Here is a 22,155-nt window from a genome sequence, read left to right as displayed (position 1 = left end):
TATGTCAAATTAAAAAATCGTATATACTATCCTTATGAAATAGGTAGTTGTCTGTAGTTTTAAATGTTTGATCACAATATATTAAATTATGATATGATATTAGGTATATTGTAGTAATTAATATTTTTATCATAACAAAAGCAATTTTCATTGATTATTATATGGTTGAGTCGTTATTTGAGTTGGGTAAGTTTAATTCGTTCTGATAATTTTTTTTCGGTCGGTGGGTAAATAATGATTCTTTTTCAAAACTTAGTTGCTTCGCTTTTTCTTCTTCCATTACTTGGGTTTATAACCCCGGCTTTATCTCAGGATCGGCCGAGTCGCCCAAATGTAGTTTTGCTTTTGGCGGATGATTTGGGATGGCAGGATGTTGGCTGTTATGACATTGATGTGAAGTCACCTATGGAAACTCCCCATATTGATGCTTTAGCAAAAAAAGGAGTGCTTTTTCGCCAGGGTTATTCGCCGGCACCCACCTGTGCTCCCACCCGTTGTGCGATAATGAGTGGTCGACACCCTGCGGTTGCGCAAAAGACTCATGTAGTAGGGGGGAATCCTCCGACCCCCTACAACAAGACTGCTCACGCGGTCATGGATCCATGGATCAGCGGACGAATGAAGTTATCGGAGGTAACCATAGCGGAAGCTCTTCAGGGAAATGGATACGCAACTGGGCATACGGGTAAGTGGCACATGGCAATTGATCACAATGCATTTCCTCAACCTGAGGATCAGGGATTTGAATTTACACGCCATGACCTCGGTGAAAGTCGGGCAATGCGACCCAATCGCCTGGAGGGTTTTGCCAGTCGGGCGAAGAATGATCGCTATCAGTTAGATCAGTTTGGATTTCCAAAAGACCAAACGACACTGGATGCGATTGAATTTATCGAAAAAAATAGAGATAAGCCTTTCTTTCTTTACTACGCAGCATGGCTCGTTCATACGCCAATCCATTCTCGTAGCAAGGCATTACTTAACAAGTATTGCGACAAGCTGGGTGTGGATTTTCCAACCAATCCAAATGGTTGGGAATTGAAGGGACAGCAAAATCCTTACTATTGTGCGATGGTTGAAATGCTTGATCACTACTTTGGAATGGTAATTCAGTATCTTGAAGAAACTGATGATCCGCGCTGGCCGGGGCACAAGTTAATCGAGAACACCTATATCATACTGACTTCTGATAATGGAGGAATGGAACGAGTACCGGGTGAAATCATTACCGATAACTATCCATTGGATAAGGGCAAGATCAATGCGAAAGAGGGTGGGGTAAGGGTTCCGTTTATCATTAGTGGTCCAAAGATTAAAGCTAATCAGGAAAGTAATGTGATGGTTAATGGCTTGGATTTTTATCCGACTATTCTGGCTTGGACGGGAACCAAAAGGCCAAAAGTGCAAAATGTAGATGGCTCCGATTTAAGGAATTTCTTGGAGACTGATCCTCAGTCTGCAAACTTAATAAAGGACAGTCATGGAGAAACTAGAGATTCAATGGTCTGGCACTTTCCTCATGGAGTGGCTCAGCAATCTACTTTGCGAGAAAATGGTTGGAAGTTAATTTATAACTATATGCCCCAAAAGCCTAGGCTTGAACTTTATCAATTGTATCGTGACTATCCTACTCCCTCCAAACGAATTGATATTGAAGAAGCGAGAAACTTAGCTGCGGAAATGCCTCATAAGGCCGAGCAGATGAGAAAAAAGTTATTTTACAAGTTAGATGCAATGAATGCATCCTATCCCTATCAAAACCCATATTATAAAGGGATATCTGCCCATAAAGAAATGGTCTGTTCTCTGGTAGGAAATGGAAAAAGTGGAAACGAGGTATGGGCACAGTTTAAAGAACATGGATCGAGAGTGACTGGTGGACAAATTTGTTACACCTTGAACGGAGGAATGAAGTCTGAGGAATGGTATGTGACACCAGCTCAAATAAAAGGAAATCGATTAATCGGTGTGCTTCCGATTGGCAGTACGCATTATGTCTTCAATTTGGTGGATGAGCATAATTTCTTAGTTTCTTATCCCGAGATGCCCGATATGTTGGAGGCTGGCAAAAAGAAAGGCCAAGGACCTTATTCAAATGCGGCAATTAAAGTAGCCGGCAACTGAATTTTACTTAAATAATTCTTACAATTTAAGGTTTGTTGAATTGAAAAAAGGGATCTTAGTTAGATTGATTAGTAGGCTAACTGAGCAAATGCCTTTTTTTACCAAAGCGAACTAACTCCAATCGAGCATTCGTTCGATGGGAACTCTTGCTTGATCAATAATTTTATCATCCATGATGATTTCTGGACCGCCTGTTTCTAGGCAGTTTGCTAATTTAGAAAGAGTATTCATTTTCATGAATCGACAATCATTACAGGCACAATTTCCAGTCGGTCCTGCAATGAATGATTTGTCAGGGAGTTCGCGGGTAAGACGGTGCATCATTCCCGTTTCAGTAAGGATTATAAATTTTTCGGAGGGATTACTTTTGCAGTAGTGGACCATTTTTTCGGTGCTACAAACTTCGTCGGATAAGTCTCGAACTGATTCCACACATTCAGGGTGTGCCACAACGGGGGCACCGGGGTGTTCGAGCCTGCAGCGTTCAATGGATTCTTTGGTAAAGAGAACATGTGCGTAACAACTCCCCGGCCAAAGTTTCATTTTTCGGTTGGTTTGCCCCATGACCCATTGACCCAGGTTTTGGTCTGGAACAAATAGAATCTCTCTGTTTTCCGGAACATTATTAACGATTTGAACCGCGTTTCCACTCGTACAAATGACATCGCTGAGTGCTTTTACGTCAGCTGAGCAATTAACATAGGCAACCACATAGGTGTCGGGGAATTTTTTTTTGTAATCCGCTAATTGTGGTGCCGGGCAGGAATCTGAAAGGGAGCACCCTGCGTCAATATCGGGAAGAAGAACCGTTTTTGTAGGATTCAAAATCTTGGCTGTTTCAGCCATGAAGTGAACGCCACAAAAAACAATAATTTCAGCCTCAGTTTCAGCTGCCTGTCTTGCCAGACCCAGGGAATCACCGACATAATCGGCAACTTGCTGAATGGGTTCTATTTGATAATTATGACATAGGATAACTGCATTTTTTTCTTTTTTTAACCTTATTATTTCTTCCTGCTGGGCATTAAGAGTTTCTGCATCCGGTTGATGACGGAAGAGTTTTAGGTCAAATTTATTCTCCTCTAATTCATTCATGATTAAGACTCTTTCTTACAGGTTCCATTTTTGCGGAAATCCGGACATTCTGCATGAACCTGAAGTCTCTGGTCCTTTACATCTAGACCCAATTTTTCTGAAACTGTTTTTCCGTACCATTCCAGGAAGGGGGCTTCAATATCGAAAATTTTATTGCAGTTTGAGCATACCACCTGTGCTTTAAATGTATCTGATCTTCCATTGAGGGCGTAAAATTTATTATCGGTTCCAATGTCAACTTTTCGGATAATTCCACTTTCAACGAGTAAGGGAAGGTTTCTGTACACTGTCGCTCGGGATACAGTTTCATCTAAATTTTGCGCATCCTGTAACAGTTGGTCTGCAGTAAAGTGCCCGGATTGGCGAAACAATGCTTCCAGTACTCCTTTTCGTTGCCCAGTTACCCGCAAGCCCTTGCTGGACAGGAAGTCGGAAAAACTTTCCCATGTTTCCTTGTCACAAAGTTTCATTATTTAAAAAATAATTTTCATTAGGTTATTCCATTACTTAAACACCTTTATAAATCGGGTCAATTTTATTGAGACTAAATTGAGATAGGGTTCCCTTTAAAAGTCGGGTTGTACTGTTCGGACTTGTTCTTTTTTCATATTCAAGTTAGGGAAAGCAGCATGGCAGTAAAAGTAAATGAACATATTATTCCAGATTGGGCGATTGAAAGACAGGCGCAGTCTCTTTTCGAACAGGTTGAAAAGTCAATGCCGGGCAAACCGCGAGAAGTCATCCAATTAGCGGCATTGGACTTGGCGAAGGACCGAATGATTGATCAGTCTCTAATGGGGCAGGAGAGCCAAACACGGGGATATGAAATTGATGCGGAGGAAGTGAGTTTGGGAATGAAGCAATGGATTAGTCAAAATGGGGGTAAGAAGGCATTTTCCAAGGGAAAGCACCCCGTAATCAAGACTCAGGAAGACCTGAAAAAGGAAATCATTAGCCAGTGTCAATTTAACAAGTTGCTCGAAGAGGAGACTACCTGTGAACCGGTTTCTGAGGAAGAGGCCCAGAAATACTACGAGGCAAGGCCTGATTTATTTGAGACTGAAGTGACGGTTACTGCGTCGCACATTTTAAAAATGGCAAAGACAGAGGATGAATTTGAAGAAGCAGAGAAAAAGATAATAACACTAAGGAAAGAAATTATCGGAGGAAAAGACTTTAAAGAAGCAGTTCAGGCGGAGTCAGATGATGCACAAAATGATGGACACTTGGGAACCTTTGGAAAAGGACGAATGGTGGAACCATTTGAAAAAGCAGTATTTGCATTAAAACCAGGCGATATCAGCGAGCCAATTAAAACTCAGTTCGGCATTCATATCATACAATTACATGATCGTAAGGAAGCTCAATTGACCCCTTTCAGTGAGGTGAAAGAGAAAATAATTGAGTACCTCGGAGAAAGAAGGAAAGATACCAAGTTCGACAAATTCCTCGACCAACTTAAGGAAAAAGCCGAGATTATAGAAGTCGCAGGTTTCTAACCTGCTGATTAATTATGCTTTGATTCCTTCGAGGATTTCCACGCTCGCTGCCGATTGATTAAGTGCATAGAGATGGAAACCGGGGGCACCTCCGTCGAGAAGTTCCTGTACCTGTTCTTTTGCCCAATTGGAACCAACGCCAGGCTGTTCTGACTCGGGCGAGTCCTGCAATCTATCCCTGAGTGCGACTGGTAGCGTTGCTTCACACATTTTGCAAAATCTTTGCACCTGTCCCATTGATAAGACGGGCAGTAAGCCAGGAAGCACAGGGATATCGATTTGATTGGCTTTACAATCTTTTACGAATTGAAAATAGACTTCATTATCAAAAAATAGTTGAGTCGTAATAAAGTCTGCACCGGCATCGACTTTTTCTTTCAGGCGATACAAATCTTCTTTTTTGCTGGGAGATTCAGGATGTTTTTCAGGGTATCCCCCTACGCCAATTCCAAAGTGGGGGAAATATTTTCTTATCAGTGCGACCAGTTCTGTGGCGAAAGATAAACCTCCCTTGACAGGTTGAAACTGAGTTTCTCCCTGGGGAGGGTCGCCGCGCAAGGCCATAATATTACAGAATCCTTCCTCCGAGAAATCCTCAAGGATTTTGAGTAGTTCATCCTGAGTATGTCCGACACAGGTTAAATGGGGCATTACTTCAAACCCAAAATCATTTTTCAGGATTCGTGCATATTGCATTGTGGTCTCCCGGGTACTACCCCCGGCACCATAAGTGATCGAAACAAAATCTGGATTGTATGGTTTGAGTATACCGGCAGTTTTGAGAATCCTTTCTCCCCCTGCATCATTTTTGGGAGGAAAAAATTCCAACGAGAAAATGGGTTTCTCACTTTTGAAGAATTCCGAAATTGAAGTTCCTTTTGTCATTTTCATATCAACATATCATGATATGTTGATGCGTTGCAAGTCGGTTCTCTTTCGTTTTTATAGTCGAACCCGAGCGGTTAGTAGCAAGTTGCGAATGGATTCGAGAAATCGGCTGATTCTGGGTTGAGGGTCAATATCTTCTGCACGTTCAAGAAGCCGAACTGCTTTTTCATAATTTCGGATTCCTACCATCATCCTCCCATGTTCGATCAATGCGGGCGCTTCGAACTCATCAATTTTACTGGCTCGTTCAAAGTGTAAACTTGCGAGCACATAATCCTTGTCCTGCCATGCATGTCGTCCAAGCATGATCAGAGCTTTTCCTTCCAGTGGGTGCATTTCCACTATTTTTCGAAGAATGGTTGTCGATTCTTTCGTTTGTCCCGTTGCTTGCAAGACCTCTGCTTTTAGTAGTAACACTTTTCTTTCGTCTTCCGGAGTAAAATTAGAACCCAATAGTTGTTGAATTTTTTCGAGGTATTGAAAACAATCCTCATAGGAGGCTCTATTCATCAATATACTGGCCGCACGCACATATCTGTGAAGGGAAATTCTTTCCTTTTTTTCAATGGCAAGTTGATAGTTTTGAAGAGACAGTTCGTAGAGATTTAAATTATGATAAAGATCCCCTAAATTAAGGAGGTCCTGGGTTTTTAATTGTCCCATTCTTTTTAGGGTTTCCATCGCCACCGCAGCCTCTCTTTCCTTCCCCAATCCCTGGAGTGCGTGAACCCGAGCTCGATGGCAAATGACATCCTCCGGTTGCGTGGCCAGTAATTCATCCAGCAGGGCAAGCGCTTCCGGGAACCGGCTTGTTTCAATCAGGCAGTTCACTAAACCATTTTGGGCGTATTTACTATCCGGGGAAAGGAGTGTTCCCATCCGGTAGGCATTTTCTGCCGACATAAATCGTTGTCGCATGTAGTGGCAGTAGCCCAGTGCCACATAGGTAACTCCATCCCCTTCACCCAAACTAATCGATCGAGACAAGTTTTTTGCCGCACTTTCAAAATTGCCTAAGCTTAACCCTACAAATCCTAGATTTTTATAGGCTCTTAAAAAGGAGGGGAATTTCTTAATTGCAAGGTTGTAACTTTCTTCAGATCGAGTCAGTCGTCCGTTTTGGTAGTACATTGTTCCCAAAGCAAAATGTAATGCAGCACTCGATTTATCCTCCATTTTCTTTTCCAGATAAATAATTGCATCCTCCAATTGGTTCTCCGCTTTCGCGACCACCTCCTGAAGGATTGATTGTTCACTTTTACTTATCTTGGGTTCTACCTCAGATCTAAATCCATAGTCCCCCATAAAACTGCGGACAAAACTGGGACTGTTCCAAAAGTCAGCAGTTAGTTCATGCGTGGGAGGCACGGCAATCAAGAAAGACAAACAAAGGATGCAACTACAGTAAAAAAATATCTTTTTCATTGATTAAGGAGACTATACCGAATGGGTAAATAAAACTGGACCTGTACCGCTTCACCATTTCTTTTCGGTGCTTCATAGGTGGAACCTTCCGCGGCTTTTATTGATGATTCATTGAAATCTGGATGGGTGGATGAAACCACTTCTAATACTTTCACTCTCCCTTTCTCATTAATTTGCACCAATAACTTAACCTCACCCTCCAGTCCTCTTCTTTTCAAATGAGGAGGGTAGAAAAGGGAGCCTCTTTTAAGAACATTGGGGGTTCGGTCCAGTTCGTGTAATGCAAAGACCAATTCACCTTCCAACCCACTCGCCACTGGATTGTAGTCACGAAGTGAGAACGCCGCCTTAAAATCACCCGGGCCCACCTCCAAGTTGGGAGATAATGTTTCAATCTCTACTTTAAGAGGCGTGGATTGCAGGGGGCGTGGAGTGGATTGTTTTTCAATTAAATCCTCCACTTTTTTTTCCAATTTCGTTTTGGGTGGAGGAGGGGATTGAAAGGGAATGGATTCCACTTCGCGCACAATCCATTCTTCTGTTCTGACAAACTCTGATAAAGGAAGCAGGAAAAATAAACCAAACGATACCGCCAAAGAAAGCAGTAGGCTCTTCTTCGTGCTTCTTCCCTTTGATTCGGATTCAATTCCAGGGATCCAATCTATTGTTGATACTTTTTTCATTGGGAAACCGCAGTTAATTTGACCGCTTTTGCACCCGCCAATAAAGCCTGGTCCATTACCTGTGTGGCGAGACCTGCTTTGGCACCGCCAGAAACTTGAATGATCACAGAAGGGGGTTCGTAGACAGAAGAATTTCGGACCTTAGGGGCAACCCCCTCCAATCCAATGGGGGTACCATCGAGTAAAACTTGCCCTGACCCGGGTAAGGTAAAGGATAGGGGCTTTCTTTTGCTATCAGTTTGCGAACTCGAATCCTTGTAGGTGGAGGAAATACCGACTTCATTGACAAAGGAAGTGGCAACAATAAAAAAGATCAGAAGGATGAAGACCATATCGATCAGAGGAGATACATTAATTTCTGTTTCTTCCTTTTGAAAAATAGTTGGTTTTCTTTTCATCTATTTTTTAAGGTGGCAAGAGAAACAGAAGGGGCCACTTTTTTGGCCGCGGAAACGATTTTTGCGAGGAGTGTCGCGTCTGCCCATTGATCAACTTGAATCACAACTGGTTTCTCTTTTTCTTTAATCGCCTGCGTAATGAGGGGTGCCACTTCATTTAATTGCACAGATTTACCGGCATGAAAAATTTCATTTTTTTCAGAAAGGGCAAATAAGACGGAATTTTTTTGCAAAGAAGTTGATTTTTCAACTCTGGGCCTGCTTACATCCACTCCTGGCAGGGTGACAAATGTGGCAGATACAATAAAAAAAATAAGCAAAATAAAAACGACATCAATTAATGGAGATACATTGATCGATTCATCCTCCTCGTCCAGGGTCGATCTCCTCCTTAATTTCATAAACTTGGGTTTAGGTTTTTGATCTGTCTCAGGGAAATGCTCTCCAGGCGATTAATACAATGCAACCAATCCTTTTTTTTTCGTTTCAGCAAATGTGAAAATGCAAGTGCCGGGATTGCAACCAATAATCCAGCCTGTGTTGTGACCAGTGCTTCAGAGATCCCACTTGCTACCAAGTCCATCTTGTAACTATCCTGCATACTCAAGCCGTCGAAAGTGCGCAACATCCCTCCCACCGTTCCCAATAAGCCAATAAGAGGCGAGGCGGTTGCCAGAACGAGAAGGAAACGAAGCCTGCGGGTAAGGTAGGAACCATCCATCAACCTCACCTGTTCGAATCTCTTTTTGGTTTCCCTGGAATCTTGATGATCGGATAAACAGTAGTGCATGATCTGATTAATCCGGCCACCTCCCTTAAACGCACCCCATCTTTCCCGGGGGAAGGATTGTAAATCGCGTGGTACGATTGCCCGCAAACGGAACCATAAATCAAAGGCAATAAAATAAGTGTAAAGGGAGAGAACTGCCAATGTAGGCATCAATATGCCGCCCTTTTCCCACACTAAGGTTGCCTGGTTCCAAAGATCAAGAATTTGAGTCATCGCTCGAATCTTTCGAATTCTGTTCCAGGTTCTCCTGTTTCAACCTGACTAACCTGGCAGAGAAACCTTCCATCTTGGAGATGATTCCCTGCAGTCTGCGAGTTAATAATGCATGGGCGATCAATGATGGAATTGCGGTAACGAGTCCGAATTTGGTAGTGACAAGGGCTTCCGAAATTCCACGGGCAAGTTCGCTATTTTCTGGGTTTGCAAAATTGGTAATTTGCCTGAAGACATCAATCATTCCGGTGACCGTTCCCAGCAGTCCAAGAAGGGGAGCGGTCGCTGCGGTCACCGCAATAAGAGGCAGTGCTTTCTCAAGCTTCACTTGCATGTCAATAATAGCCTCGTAAAGAATCTCTTCCAAAATTTCTGGATTCTTACCCTGATAACCCTTTGATGTTTTTCTCAGTAATTCAAAAGGCCCACTATAATTACCATCTAGGGAGGCGACTTCTCTGGGCAATTTCACTTTGATTATCTGAAAGGCTTTCACCACTGCGATCAGTAAGGATAGCACCGCAAAAAATAATATCGGGTAAATCCAAATTCCTCCTTTTTGTAATTCTTCAAGCACTGAAAGTTCACCTTTTTCCATCACGAGTGCTTTCCCCAAAGTAGGATCCATGGGAAGAATGACGACTTCCTGATTACCCGATTTCCTTTGAATTGCCTGATTAATTAAATCGGAAGTCGACGAGGATGCCGGAATGAGTCTGGCCGGTTCACTGGTAAGAACGGATTGAGAGGAAAGGCTTAGGTTTTGTCTTTGAATTGATGAAAAACTTCTTTCGAGAAAACCTGCAGATCCATTTATTCCGGAAAAGAAAATGGTGGGTCCAATTGACCAGAATGTACCATCCTCCCTTGTTCCTTCGGGGGGCACAATGGCATCTCCTGAAAAAGAAATTCCACCCGCCGAAAGATTAATCGCTTCGATAGAAAGTAAAGTTGCACGAAAACAGGCGTCAAATGATTCCTCCCGCGTTCCCTTTTTTTGGGATTCCAATAAAAGGGTGGAGAGTTGAGCGGACCATAAAACCTCTTCTGCCGCTGGGTTCCCGTGGTGCCAACTTGAGATGTAATCATTTAACAGATTAATACTGTAATCTAAATCTGATTCACTCTCTTTTACTTCCCTTTCAAGTTGAATTAGGCTCGCCTCCCGATTATCGCGAAGACGGAGGTAATGTTGCAGTTCACCTCTTAGTTTTCTGGCCTTGCTTTCCAGTACAGAAACTTTTCGAGCCAAAGGAATTTTTTCCGTTTCAATTTGCTCCCGTAATTCTGCAAGTGAAGCAATTGCTTCTTTTAAATCCGCGGTCGCTTCAATCCGGACGGCATCCATTGACCGTGCTCCCATATTTGAAATGAAACATGCCGAAAGCAGAAAGGCTAAAATACGCATGTTCACTTGATCGAATGGGAGGGAGTTGAGATCGGGAGTTCGAGGAAGCGGGGAAGGGCACGATTTTCCATGATGGAGACTCCATTGGCAATTTCTTTGGCCAATTCATCTTGTCGAGTCCAACTCCATCCGGTTTCGGAAGGCTTTCCCCAACCGGCTACATTTCCAGATTCGTTGACAAAATAGGCGATTCCGAGTCCAAAATAAATTACCCGAAATTCCCGGGACTTACCGTCGTCCAAACTAAATTCCTGCCTTTCTAAATGGACTGCCCGATGAAAGAGGTGAATGCTTTGTAACAGTGCAACCAATGCTTCCAGCCTCTTACGCAAAGGAAGATTGTTATTTTGTGAACTGTCTATTTTTTCCTGAAATACAGATAACCTGTCCCGTAGTGGAGAGGGCAAAATATTATTGGTCGCTTTGACTTCTTTTTCAATTTGTTGCATTCCTTGATAGAATTGAAGTGACGCATCTTTCGCCTTTTCCTTACGGTTCGTGAGTTCTGCTCTTTGTTGGGCTGCCCCCACATTTTCTTTTTCGAATTGAAGGAGTTTTCCTTCCAGTTCTTCAATTTCTTTACTCAATGCCCCTTCAATGTCGAGGAGCGCCGCTTTTTCTGACTTCCAAGTACTTTTCTCTTCGGAAAATATCTGTTTTGTCTTCACCCATTCCTCAATAATCTGATGGGTCTCCTTGACTTGCCCACTGACAAGCGAGACTGCAATAGTTAGCAAAAAAAGAGAGAAGGGTATTTTGTAAGAAAGAAACATCTTTAATATTCCAACCTTATAGAGTTGGAGAAAAAAATAAAGTCATTTTTGAGACTCGGTCTCAATTAGTTGAATCCTTACAGTGACAAACTAATTTGAAAGTAAATTGCGCAGCATGGTATCCACGACCTTAGGGTTAGCCTGTCCACGAGTCTCTTTCATGACAAACCCCTTCAGGGCATTAATTGCCCCTTCTTTTCCATCCCTAAATTTCTGGGCAGCGTCGGGGTCATTTTCAATTGCCCGTGCACAAATTGATTCAATTTCTCCCTGGTCTGATTTTACTTCCAGACCTTTTTCTTGGACTAATTCCGAGGCCGATTTCCCCGAGGAGAACATTTCTGGAAAAAGTTCCTTTGCCACATTATTGGAAATCACTCCCTGATCAATTAAGTCGACCAGTTCCGCTAAGTGTTGCGGGGTGACAGGAGATTCTTCGACTGGAATTGGATTTGTCTCGGAATTCGCGTTTGAAAGTTCGCGTAGTAAATCATTCACAACCCAATTACCCACTTTTTTGGGATCTTTTGTGAGAGAAGCAACCAGTTCAAAATATTGGCAAAGAGAAAAATCCGGGCAAAGTGCAGCTGTGATGGAATAAGGTAAATTTAGCTCAGACATATACCGGCGTTGTTTATCAAATGGTTTTTCGGGTACCTGCTTTGCAATTCCGTCGATCCAAGCCTGATCAATTTTCACGGGCATCAAATCCGGGTCCGGGAAATAACGGTAGTCATGTGCCATTTCCTTGGAACGCATGGGAGTGGTGTAGCGTTGATCTGGATTCCACCTCCTCGTTTCCTGGACTATTTCCTCCTTTTCTTCAATTGCTTTAATTTGGCGTTTTATTTCGTATTCAACTCCATTTTTAACGCCCGAAATTGTATTGAGGTTTTTGAGTTCCACCTTCGTGCCCAGTGTCTTAGTTCCAACCGGTCGGACGCTTATATTGGCATCACACCTGAGTTGTCCTTTTTCCATATCACAGGAAGAAATCCCCGCATAAATGAGTGAGTTTCTTAATGAGGTGAGAAATGAAAAAGTTTCCTCAGGGGAATACATATCCGGTTCACTCACAATTTCCAACAGTGGTGAACCCGCCCGGTTATAGTCAACCAGGCTGTCATTTTCGTAATGGGTCAGTTTTCCTACATCCTCCTCCAAATGAATTCGAGTCAGTTTGACCATACGGTGTTCACCCATTACTGCCGGCGAATCTCCAGGCAGCTCGATTTCAACCTCTCCGCCCTCACAGATCGGTTGATCGAACTGAGTAATTTGGTAATTCTTGGGCATGTCCGGATAGAAATAATTTTTGCGATCCCATTTACAAACAGGGGCAATTTTACAACCCAGAAGAAGTCCGACCTTAATGGATTTGTCAATTGCCTCCCGGTTCATGACTGGGAGCGCTCCGGGTAAACCGAGTACGACCGCATCGGTAAGTGAGTTCGGCGGTTTGCCAAAACCACAGGGTACGCGGGTAAACATTTTAGATTTAGTATCTAATTGAACATGTACTTCAAGTCCTATGACAGCTTCAAATTTCATATCGTTTCTCCCCGGTTTCAAATGTTTGGTGATTGGCAGCCAAATCGATGTTCGCGGTCGTAGGCATGAGCAATGGAAAGAAGACTGGACTCTTCAAAAGCTTGGCCAATCAATTGCATACCAATGGGAAGACCAGAATTGGTAAATCCGCATGGTACAGAAAGGGCAGGGAGCCCGGCAAGATTGGTAGAAATAGTAAAAATATCGCTCAGATACATTGAAATCGGGTCATTACTTTTCTCCCCAAATTTAAATGCGGGAGTTGGTGCGGTCGGGGTCAATATTACATCCACCTCTTTAAACACCCGACTAAAGTCTTCTCGGATCAGGGTTCTTGTTTTTTGGGCTTTTAAGTAATACGCATCGTAATATCCGCTGCTTAATCCATAGGCACCCAGAATACAGCGCCTTTTTACTTCTTCGCCAAATCCCTCGCCGCGACTTTTAGCGTACACATTGATTGCATTTTCTGATTGCTCACTTCGTGAGGTGTATCGAATTCCATCGTAGCGAGCCAAGTTTGAGGATGCTTCCGCAGTGGCAATTACATAATAAACGGGAACTGCTAAATCAGTGGTTGGTAATGAAATTTCGACAATCTTATGCCCCAAGCTTCGGTAAAATTCAATAGTTTGATCAATTGCTTTTCTGACCTCATCATCTATGCCTTCACCAAAAAATTCTTTAGGTAATCCCAGTGTGCAGGGAGTTAATGGATCGCGAAGTGCGGCGCTGTATTGGGGTACTTCGGTGGGGAAACTGGTGGAATCAAGCGGGTCATGCCCCGATATCGTCTCCAGTAAAAGGGCCGCATCTTCAACCGTTTGAGAAAATGGACCAATTTGATCGAGGGAAGAAGCAAAGGCAGCAAGGCCATAGCGGGACACCATCCCGTAGGTTGGCTTAACTCCCACCACTCCGCAAAGAGAAGCGGGTTGCCTAATTGAACCACCGGTATCTGACCCCAGGGTCAGAGGGGCTTCCCGAGCGGCTACTGCAGCAGAACTGCCCCCACTACTTCCCCCGGGCACTCGATTAAAATCCCATGGGTTTCGGGTGGGGCCATAGGCAGAGTTTTCGGTGGATGAACCCATGGCAAATTCATCTAAATTTAAACGGCCACCGATCACGGCACCTGCATCCTTTAGTTTTCTAATTACGGTGGCATCGTAGGGAGAAATATAATTTTCAAGAATCTTACTCGCGGCCGTAAGCGGTTGACCTTGGACAGAAATAACATCCTTGATTGCCACTGGGATACCATCCAATGGACCTAATGTATTACCCTCTGCTCTTCTTTTATCGGATGCATTTGCCTGGGCCAGGAAGTCGTCATCATCGCGGTGAAGAAAGGCATGAACCTGTGGGTCGACCCGATCAATTTGCTCGAGATATGCTTGTGCGACCTCCTGAGAGCTCAATTCTTTTTCAGAAAGTGAGTGGGACAGTTCGACTGCTGTTTTGCTGATAATAGTAGCGTTACTCATTACTTTAATCCTCCACCACTTTGGGAACCACAATTTGACTATTTCTTGATTGGGGAGCGTTTTGAATGGCTTGCTTTACTGAGAATGGTTCTTTGGCTTGATCTTCATCCCATACATTAAAACGAGGAAACGCATGCGCAGTAGGCTCTACTCCGTCCACATCCACCTCCTTGAGCTTTTCGAAATACTGTAACACATCTCCCAATTGATGCTGGAATTTTTCCCTTTCTTCCTTGGTGAGCTCGATACGAGCGAGATTGGAAACATAGTCGATGTCCATGGGGTTGGGGTCAGATTCACTCATAAATTATGTCCTTAAAGAGTAGGGCGTATTAGTTTCAATTTTTTCGACAATTTTTTCAAATGCGGCATTAACCTCATTCTCACCCAAAGTCCGGTCCGGAGAACGGAATCGCATAGAACATGCGATACTTTTTTGATTTTCTGGCATTCCTTTTCCGGAGAAGAGATCGAAAATTGTGACAGGATCCACCTCAAACTTTCCCTTTGCGATATCGATGGCGATTAATTCAAGGGAAGAGCGGACTTGTTCAGCAGATTCGTTTTGGTCCACCACGAGTGCCAAGTCTTTAATCGCAGGCGGAAATGTGGAAAATGGTTGGAAGGTAGTATTCTTTCTTTTCTTAGAGAGAAGAATGGGATCGATTATTATTTCAACCGCTAAAACTGGGCCTCTAATTTCTTTATCTTTCGATAATGGAAGAGAAATGACACCGGCAGAAATTTCAATTTTATTTTGATGAACATTTCCTATCCGGGCCGCATGTTTATTTTGCCATGGAGAACTGTCTTCGATTGGACACCATTTTTTCTTGGGTAAAGAAATTCCAGTACCATGAAAAAGGCGATGGATTATTCTTTTCAGATCAAAAAAATCAAGTTCTTCAGTTTCTTTCCATTCCCGTATTACTGAATGAGGAAACAGGGCAAAGCTGACGCTCAATAATTCTACATTACCTCGTGGACCGGGTTGAAAAACTCTTCCCGTTTCAAAGACCTGAGACAGGGGATTGAGATTTTTTTGATTATTGGCCAATGAATCGAGCAGCCCCGGCAGAAGAGACGGACGAACATGGGTATGGTCCGCGGTGAGTGGGTTAAGAAGTCCGATCTTTTCATTCTCCAGTTGCGGGAACCAGTTCTTTATTTCCTCGCCTGATCGCAAACTGTAATTACAAACCTCCTGGAAGCCCTGACCTGACAAATTTTCAATTGCTCGATCGAAAAAATCATAACTTGGATCATTCTCGCGGTGAATTGCTGGGATGGAAAGACTGCAATCAGTTAATTTTGATGTTCCGTAAATACGAATGAACTCCTCCACCAAATCAATCGGCCTGTCTACTTCCGAGCGAAATGAAGGAACTTCCACACTCCATGGATTTGTACCCTCAACCTGAAAGCCCAACCTTTCCCAAGATCGAACCAAAATGCCGGGATCAACCGAGAATCCACACTTTTCTTCCACAAAAGACTGATCGATCTGGATGACTCGAGAACCGCGGGGTGGTTCGCCTGCTATAACTACCTCAGGAATACACTCTCCACCGGCAATTTCCAAAATTAAATCGATTGCCCTTCGAGCAGCAAATTCAATACCACTAGGATCCACATCTCTGGCAAACCGTTGAGAGCTATCCGAATGAAGCCCCAGTCGGCGGGCAGTGCTTCTTACATTTCCAGGTTCGAACCATGCAGATTCAAGGATAATATCCACGGTTGAATCGTCCACCTCGGCATCGATGCTTCCCATGACACCCGCGATTACCAATGCTTTTTGGGAATCCGCAATCACCATCATTTTCGAATCCAGTATTCGTTCCACGCCATCGAGGGTAGTCAACTTCTCACCCTCCTTTGCCTGTCTTACCACAATGGATTGCTGTGCCACTTTTTGGGCATCAAATGCATGGAGTGGTTGCCCCGTTTCCCACAGGACGAAATTAGTAATATCCACCACATTGTTGATTGAGCGTGCACCCACAGATTCGAGGCGTGTTTTCAGCCAGTCTGGGCTGGGGCCAATTTTTACTCCCCGAATTGCCCACAGTGAATAAAAGGGACAATTTTGGGTTTCGACACTCAAACCTTGAATTAAATTCTGATCGGTGGGTTGATTGGTGGTAGGAGCGGAAATTTTTAATTCAGGAAGCTTTAGATTTTCTTCGTAATAGGCTGCCATTTCGCGGGCCACTCCAATATGACTTAAACAATCTCCCCGGTTTGCAGTGATTTCAAGTTCCAGGGTTACATCACTTTGAAAAAGTTCGCTCACTGGAGTACCTACTTTAGGATGGTCTGGAAGAATGAGTAGTCCTTCGTTATCCTGACCCAGTTCTAATTCGACGGCACTGCACATCATACCCTCCGATGGCACTCCGCGAAGCTTTGATTTTTTAATTTTAAAACCGCCCGGTAATTTTGCACCCGGCAGAGCGACTGGCACCCGATCTCCGACCACAAAATTTGTGGCACCACAAACAATTTTCGCAGGTTCACCCTGCTCAGAAACTGTTACCATGCAGACACTCAATCGATCCGCTTCCGGATGTGGTTCTTTTGATAAAATTTCTCCCACCACCACATGTTCGAGTGAACTACTGGACTGATTTCCGCTTTCTTCGACCTCCAGTCCAAGCATGGGCAAAGAATCGACCAATTCGAGATGGGTAGCACTGCAGTCCACATACTGCCTTAACCAATCGATACTTACTTTCATGTGGGCTGGTTCAATTGAGTAAGGAAGCGAAAATCATTATTGTAAAAATGTCGAATATCATCAATTCCATGCAAAATCATGGCCACCCGTTCGATTCCGATTCCAAATGCAAAACCAGTCCATTCTTCTGGATCAAGTTCCACTAGTCCGAGAACTTTGGGGTCCACCATACCACAACCCATAATCTCGATCCATTGATCGCTTAGTTTACCGATATTAGGAGCCCTTAAATCAACTTCAAAACTGGGCTCAGTAAAGGGAAAAAAACTGGGCCTTAAACGAGTTTCAACCTGGTCACCAAAAAGTTCCTTGAGGAAAAAATCTAACACACCCTTGAGATCTTTGATCGTCACCTTTCGATCGACATAAAGTCCTTCGGTTTGGTGAAAATTTGCCGAATGGGTAGCATCCACTGTATCACGGCGGAAACATCGACCTGGTGCAATAATACGGAGCGGAGGTTTTTCTCGTAATAAACTTCTTATTTGTACTGAAGAGGTATGGGTACGGAGAACATACGCTTCCTCTTTCTTCTGCTTGATGTTATTCCATTTTGCTTCTGGAGTGAAAAAAAGCGTATCCTGCTCGTCACGTGCGGGGTGATCTTCCGGTGTATTTAAGGCATCAAAGCAGAACCACTCGGTTTCTGCTTCAGTTGCTTCGGCAACAGTAAATCCAATCTTTCGAAAAATAGAAACCATCTTCCTTCGTGTATTGGTGAGCGGGTGAGTTCCGCCGGTAAAGTTTGCAGGTGGAGGCAATGTCGGATCAACCTCAGTCCCCAAGGCTTCCAAATCGGCCTTTTGTTCGATCGAGGTAAGAGAAGACTTGAAAATTTCTTCAATCTCCTTCTTGGTACGATTCAATGCCTGACCGAAAGCAGGTCGATCTTCTTTCGGGATACCACCAATTCCCTTTGCGATCTGAGTAAGACTGCCATTCGGGCCAAGAATAGTGGCTTTTACATTGTCCCAATCGGCACGATTCGCAACAGAATCAAGATTCTTTGCTGCCTCCTCGACAATGGCTTGGAGATTTTTCTCCACGCCGAAATAAAACGGTCGGGCCCTTAGGCCGCGAGTGCGGTTTTTGCTTTTGCCACCAATTCCTTAAAGGATTCAGGCTCATGAATGGCAAGTTCAGACATCACTTTACGATTAAGCTCAATATTGGCTTTGGCCAACCCATGAATGAATTCACCGTAACGAATACCTTCAGCCCGACAAGCTGCATTTATGCGAACAATCCACAACTGACGAAATTCTGTTTTTCTTTTGCGGCGGTGTGCATAAGCATACACTTCTCCGCGATCAACTGCATCTTTTGCGTAACGATAAAGACGAGATTTGTTCCCGAAATAACCCTTGGCTTTCTTAAGGACTTTTTTACGGCGTTTACGGGTAGCTGATACGTTGCGTGCTCGTGGCATAACTTATGTTTCCTGAATTAAAAAATTAATTACAAATTGCTTTGATCACTCGACGGGCCATTCCTTTGGCCAGAATTTGATCCTGTCTGCCAGCACGAACCTGCTTAGTACTAAGCTTTCGGCGCAAATGCCTTTTACTAGGCTTGCGGAATTTTACTTTGCCAGTGCCAGTGATCTTAAATCTTTTGGCGATACCTTTGTGAGTTTTATTCATGCTGTTCTTAAAAAAGTTATTAACTTAACGGATTCCATTCAATCGATCAAGCTCAATAAGGAATTTAATCATAAATTAATAGGCCCTGGTAGCTCTCCATAGAAAACCAAACCGAAAACACGATTACAATAATCGCAATGAGTAATCGAAAAATCTTCCGATACAGCCAGTATGATTGGCGAGAATTTGTAGTTTCACCGCCAAAATCATGAAAATAATTGATCAAGTCGCGATCTTGAGACCGGTTGTCAATCTTCTTATAAGTTGTTCCGTAAGAAGATCTTCTCCGTAAATACCACCAATGAAAAAATTTATGCAACATGAGTTAATTACGATTGAAAAGAAATAGTGGTTAGGGTTCAAGGTGTTTTCTACCTGCCAGGTCTGCAAAATCGAGACGGGAGACTGTCGGTTTTCCTTGTTCTAATACCCAAAGGTCAGACCCGATCTCGGGTTCATTTTGTTCCAACCATTCTGGGCGGTACACTAGTTGATGGTAATTTTGATTTTCCACTTTTTGAAAAAGACTCCCAAGCCTTAGTGAACCTGCAAATGAAAGGATTGGTTCCTCTTTGCCATCGTAATTGCTGGGGAAGTTTAAATTATGGACTGGTAATCCCTCCTGTGTGGGATGTTGGACCCATTCGTTCGCATATTGGGCCGTCATTTGAGCGGCGTGGGTAAGCGACTCGGCAATATCACCTTCGACCTTGCCCAAGTTTTTACGGATTTCCTCGAAATTTTCAACGGGTAGAGACATGCTGGATGCAAAAGAACGAACTCCCAGTAACGAGCCTTCCAATGCGGCTCCCACTGTTCCTGAAGATAATATCATGGGTAAGGTGATATTATAGCCTAAATTGATACCACTAATCACCAAATCAGGATCACGCGGAAACAGGTTGCCAATTGCAAAATTTACGCAATCTGCGGGCGTTCCATTCAATGCAAATGCCTGGCATGGAAATTGACCTTTTTTTTCAACGGGACATAGTTTTTGATGTCTCGAAATGGCATGCCCTATCCAACTTTTCTCCTCTTCGGGTGCGCAGACAATAATATCAAAATTCTTGGATGCTTCTTCCACCAGAACATGGAGGAAATAGGAATCTATACTATCGTCGTTCGTGATGAGTGCGAGTGGTTTGTCAGATTTCATAAAATAAAAGAGGGGAGGGTGTTTAACACCACTCCCCTCGATAGTAAGATTATAGTAAAAGAGCAGTCTGTTACGATGCGGTTGACTCAGTCTTTTCTTCGGATTGCTCTTCTTTTGAATCGCTATCATTCGAAGGAGATTCATCTTTCGATTTCTCTTCTTCCAACGCTGCACGACGACTCAGTTTAACTCGGCCCTTATCATCAATCCCGATGCATTTAACGATGATTTCGTCGCCCAACTTGCAAATATCTTCCGTTTTGTTGACTCGGAAGTCAGCAAGTTCTGAGATATGGCAGAGGCCTTCCTTTCCAGGAAGACATTCTACAAATGCTCCAAAATCTTTTACGCCTCGAACAATTCCTCGGTAGGTTTTACCAGCTTCGATTTCACCCGTTACCAAGTCGATTTCCTGAAGAGCACGATTCATGGCTTCGGAATCGCTTGCATAGACCCGAATCTTGCCGCTGTTGTCCTCGTCAATATCCAGGTTTGCACCGGTTACTTCGGTAATCCGACGAATATTTTTACCACCCGGTCCAATTAATGCACCGATTTTCTCAGGATCGATTTGAACGACTTCAATCCTTGGGGCATGATCGCGTAATTCTTTGCGGTGAGACGGAAGACATTCTTCCATAGAAGTAAGAATTTTTAAGCGAGCCTCGGTAACCTGTTTTACTGCTTCTTTGGCAATACTAAATGGTAAGCCTTGAATCTTAAGGTCGAGTTGAAATCCGGTTACACCGTCTCTCGTTCCACAAACCTTGAAGTCCATGTCGCCGAAGTGATCTTCCGCTCCAATAATATCAGTCAGAACAACATATTTTTCTATATTTCCATCGTCATCCATTTGGGTAACCAGTCCGGTTGATATTCCGGCAACATGCTTGGAAATTGGAACGCCTGCATCCATAAGTGCTAGAGAACCACCGCATACACTGGCCATTGAGGTCGAACCATTGGATGCCATGATTTCTGACACAATTCGGATGGCATAGGGGAACTCATCCTCAGGAGGTAATACTGGCAATACGGAACGTTCTGCTAATGCACCATGTCCCATTTCCCGGCGACTGGTAAATCCAAATCGTCCGGCTTCTCCGACTGAGAAAGGAGGGAAATTGTAGTGTAAAATGAATGATTTTGCGGTAGGTCCACCTGTTAAACCATCCAAGTCTTGTACATCTCTACTGGTTCCCAGTGTTGACATGACTAAGGACTGGGTCTCACCCCGTGTGAAAATAGCAGATCCGTGAACTCGGGGAAGAACGCCTGTTTCGCAGGAAATTTCCCGAAGGTCAGCTGCTTTTCTGCCATCCGCTCTTTTTCCACGGATTAAAATATTTTCACGATAGACTTCTTCCTGGATTGCTTCGAAGGCGATCTTTACATGGTCGGGATTAAAATCCTCCCCAAATTTTTCTTCGCAGGCAACTAATGCATCTGCTTTAATCACATCAACAGCTTCCGCACGAGCCTGTTTAGAGTCTGCAAAAATTGCTTCATCCATACGGGATCCAGTTATTTCTTTGCAAAGTGCAAGAACATCATCCGGTGCTTTAACAAGATCAAATACCTTCTTTTCTTTCCCACAAATCTTCGCTAATTCCCGTTGTGCGGTAATGATTTCCTGAATTTGTTCATGAGCATATTCGAGTGCTTCCACAAATCGATCCTCGGGCATTTGATCTGCCGAACCTTCGATCATCATCATTTCTTTCTCGCTTCCGACATAAATGAGATCGAGAGATGAATCATACATCTGCTCGTTAGTGGGGTTGACAACGAATTCTCCATTAATTTCGCCTAAACGAACGCAACCAATTGGACCATTCCATGGGATATCCGAAATCATTAATGCGGCCGATGCACCGTTGACCATCAATACATCAGCTTCATTCACCTGATCGGTGGATAATAAATAACCGATTACCTGGACTTCATTAAGAAAACCCTTGGGGAATAATGGACGAAGAGGGCGATCGCAGAGACGCGAGGTTAGAATTTCTTTTTCACTGGGACGACCTTCCCGTTTGAAGTATCCGCCTGGGAATTTCCCAGCAGCGGTAAATTTTTCTTTGTAATCCACGGTGAGGGGGAAGAAGTCCTGCCCTGTTCTCAGCGTTGACGCGGCAGTGGCAGAAACGAATACGCTCGTCTCCCCCAAAGAAATAGTGACGGCACCGCCAGCTAAACCGGCGAGTGTACCAGTGGATAATTGAATGCCGAGTTTCTCAGCGGTTACATTGTGCTTTTGTTTCATGATTTCGTACTTC

The 22,155-nt window shown here is 43.6% G+C and carries 21 protein-coding genes; 2 read left to right on the top strand and 19 right to left on the bottom strand.

Annotation, left to right across the window (positions count from 1 at the left end; all coding sequences use genetic code 11):
* The first annotated feature begins 234 nt into the window (after nucleotides 1-234).
* Nucleotides 235-2,124 carry a sulfatase gene (locus tag ACKPQ5_RS07165; protein ID WP_407678418.1) on the top strand — a complete coding sequence of 630 codons (1,890 nt, stop codon included), beginning with the start codon at nucleotides 235-237 and terminating at the stop codon, nucleotides 2,122-2,124.
* Nucleotides 2,125-2,235: 111 nt separating this feature from the next.
* Here ACKPQ5_RS07165 and nadA read toward each other — a convergent pair whose 3' ends face one another.
* Nucleotides 2,236-3,219, bottom strand: coding sequence for a quinolinate synthase NadA (gene nadA, locus ACKPQ5_RS07160; protein ID WP_407678417.1), 984 nt, complete (start codon nucleotides 3,217-3,219; stop codon nucleotides 2,236-2,238).
* Between the two features lie 2 nt (nucleotides 3,220-3,221).
* The gene (locus ACKPQ5_RS07155; protein ID WP_407678416.1) at nucleotides 3,222-3,689 is read right to left on the bottom strand and encodes a Fur family transcriptional regulator; all 468 of its coding nucleotides are present in this window, start codon (nucleotides 3,687-3,689) and stop codon (nucleotides 3,222-3,224) included.
* 159 nt (nucleotides 3,690-3,848) lie between these two features.
* On the opposite strand from ACKPQ5_RS07155, the gene ACKPQ5_RS07150 reads away from it, so the two are divergent.
* The gene (locus tag ACKPQ5_RS07150; RefSeq protein WP_407678415.1) at nucleotides 3,849-4,718 is read left to right on the top strand and encodes a peptidylprolyl isomerase; all 870 of its coding nucleotides are present in this window, start codon (nucleotides 3,849-3,851) and stop codon (nucleotides 4,716-4,718) included.
* Nucleotides 4,719-4,730: 12 nt separating this feature from the next.
* Here ACKPQ5_RS07150 and metF read toward each other — a convergent pair whose 3' ends face one another.
* The 17 genes from metF to pnp form a co-directional block, all read right to left on the bottom strand.
* Nucleotides 4,731-5,603: a methylenetetrahydrofolate reductase [NAD(P)H] gene (gene metF / locus ACKPQ5_RS07145; protein WP_407678414.1), complete on the bottom strand. Its 873-nt coding sequence runs from the start codon at nucleotides 5,601-5,603 to the stop codon at nucleotides 4,731-4,733.
* 57 nt (nucleotides 5,604-5,660) lie between these two features.
* Nucleotides 5,661-6,992: a tetratricopeptide repeat protein gene (locus ACKPQ5_RS07140; protein ID WP_407678413.1), complete on the bottom strand. Its 1,332-nt coding sequence runs from the start codon at nucleotides 6,990-6,992 to the stop codon at nucleotides 5,661-5,663.
* 35 nt (nucleotides 6,993-7,027) lie between these two features.
* Entirely contained in the window at nucleotides 7,028-7,714 is a 687-nt protein-coding gene (locus ACKPQ5_RS07135) for an energy transducer TonB (RefSeq protein ID WP_407678412.1), read from the bottom strand.
* Nucleotides 7,711-8,112 (bottom strand): ExbD/TolR family protein, encoded by a 402-nt coding sequence (locus ACKPQ5_RS07130; RefSeq protein ID WP_407678411.1) that lies wholly within the window; start codon nucleotides 8,110-8,112, stop codon nucleotides 7,711-7,713. Before ACKPQ5_RS07130 ends, ACKPQ5_RS07135 begins: the two co-directional genes overlap by 4 nt.
* The gene (locus ACKPQ5_RS07125) at nucleotides 8,109-8,513 is read right to left on the bottom strand and encodes an ExbD/TolR family protein (protein WP_407678410.1); all 405 of its coding nucleotides are present in this window, start codon (nucleotides 8,511-8,513) and stop codon (nucleotides 8,109-8,111) included. The genes ACKPQ5_RS07130 and ACKPQ5_RS07125 overlap by 4 nt, the downstream gene beginning before the upstream one ends.
* Nucleotides 8,510-9,115, bottom strand: coding sequence for a MotA/TolQ/ExbB proton channel family protein (locus ACKPQ5_RS07120; protein ID WP_407678409.1), 606 nt, complete (start codon nucleotides 9,113-9,115; stop codon nucleotides 8,510-8,512). The genes ACKPQ5_RS07125 and ACKPQ5_RS07120 overlap by 4 nt, the downstream gene beginning before the upstream one ends.
* Nucleotides 9,099-10,523, bottom strand: a complete 1,425-nt coding sequence (locus tag ACKPQ5_RS07115) for a MotA/TolQ/ExbB proton channel family protein (RefSeq protein WP_407678408.1) — start codon at nucleotides 10,521-10,523, stop codon at nucleotides 9,099-9,101. Before ACKPQ5_RS07115 ends, ACKPQ5_RS07120 begins: the two co-directional genes overlap by 17 nt.
* 2 nt (nucleotides 10,524-10,525) lie before the next feature.
* On the bottom strand, nucleotides 10,526-11,296 hold the full coding sequence (locus ACKPQ5_RS07110) for a DUF3450 family protein (protein WP_407678407.1): 771 nt from the start codon (nucleotides 11,294-11,296) through the stop codon (nucleotides 10,526-10,528).
* A 90-nt stretch (nucleotides 11,297-11,386) separates the two neighbouring features.
* Nucleotides 11,387-12,847, bottom strand: a complete 1,461-nt coding sequence (gatB, locus tag ACKPQ5_RS07105) for an Asp-tRNA(Asn)/Glu-tRNA(Gln) amidotransferase subunit GatB (protein WP_407678406.1) — start codon at nucleotides 12,845-12,847, stop codon at nucleotides 11,387-11,389.
* Between the two features lie 17 nt (nucleotides 12,848-12,864).
* A complete protein-coding gene (gatA, locus tag ACKPQ5_RS07100) occupies nucleotides 12,865-14,334 on the bottom strand; it encodes an Asp-tRNA(Asn)/Glu-tRNA(Gln) amidotransferase subunit GatA (protein WP_407678405.1) in 1,470 nt (489 codons plus the stop codon).
* Nucleotides 14,335-14,338: 4 nt separating this feature from the next.
* The gene (gene gatC, locus ACKPQ5_RS07095) at nucleotides 14,339-14,638 is read right to left on the bottom strand and encodes an Asp-tRNA(Asn)/Glu-tRNA(Gln) amidotransferase subunit GatC (protein ID WP_407678404.1); all 300 of its coding nucleotides are present in this window, start codon (nucleotides 14,636-14,638) and stop codon (nucleotides 14,339-14,341) included.
* 3 nt (nucleotides 14,639-14,641) lie between these two features.
* The gene (gene pheT, locus ACKPQ5_RS07090) at nucleotides 14,642-17,074 is read right to left on the bottom strand and encodes a phenylalanine--tRNA ligase subunit beta (RefSeq protein WP_407678403.1); all 2,433 of its coding nucleotides are present in this window, start codon (nucleotides 17,072-17,074) and stop codon (nucleotides 14,642-14,644) included.
* On the bottom strand, nucleotides 17,071-18,120 hold the full coding sequence (gene pheS / locus ACKPQ5_RS07085; protein ID WP_407678402.1) for a phenylalanine--tRNA ligase subunit alpha: 1,050 nt from the start codon (nucleotides 18,118-18,120) through the stop codon (nucleotides 17,071-17,073). Before pheS ends, pheT begins: the two co-directional genes overlap by 4 nt.
* 23 nt (nucleotides 18,121-18,143) lie before the next feature.
* Nucleotides 18,144-18,503, bottom strand: coding sequence for a 50S ribosomal protein L20 (gene rplT, locus ACKPQ5_RS07080; protein ID WP_407678401.1), 360 nt, complete (start codon nucleotides 18,501-18,503; stop codon nucleotides 18,144-18,146).
* Between the two features lie 25 nt (nucleotides 18,504-18,528).
* Nucleotides 18,529-18,717: a 50S ribosomal protein L35 gene (gene rpmI, locus ACKPQ5_RS07075; RefSeq protein ID WP_407678400.1), complete on the bottom strand. Its 189-nt coding sequence runs from the start codon at nucleotides 18,715-18,717 to the stop codon at nucleotides 18,529-18,531.
* Nucleotides 18,718-19,069: 352 nt separating this feature from the next.
* The gene (surE, locus tag ACKPQ5_RS07070) at nucleotides 19,070-20,020 is read right to left on the bottom strand and encodes a 5'/3'-nucleotidase SurE (RefSeq protein WP_407678399.1); all 951 of its coding nucleotides are present in this window, start codon (nucleotides 20,018-20,020) and stop codon (nucleotides 19,070-19,072) included.
* On the bottom strand, nucleotides 19,947-22,142 hold the full coding sequence (gene pnp, locus ACKPQ5_RS07065) for a polyribonucleotide nucleotidyltransferase (RefSeq protein WP_407678398.1): 2,196 nt from the start codon (nucleotides 22,140-22,142) through the stop codon (nucleotides 19,947-19,949). Before pnp ends, surE begins: the two co-directional genes overlap by 74 nt.
* Nucleotides 22,143-22,155 lie beyond the last annotated feature (13 nt).

This window comes from Candidatus Seribacter sulfatis (assembly GCF_964187635.1).
Lineage (GTDB): Bacteria > Verrucomicrobiota > Verrucomicrobiia > Opitutales > Seribacteraceae > Seribacter > Seribacter sulfatis.
Note: the sequence above shows the minus strand (reverse complement) of the source record. Positions and strands in the feature narration are given on the sequence as shown.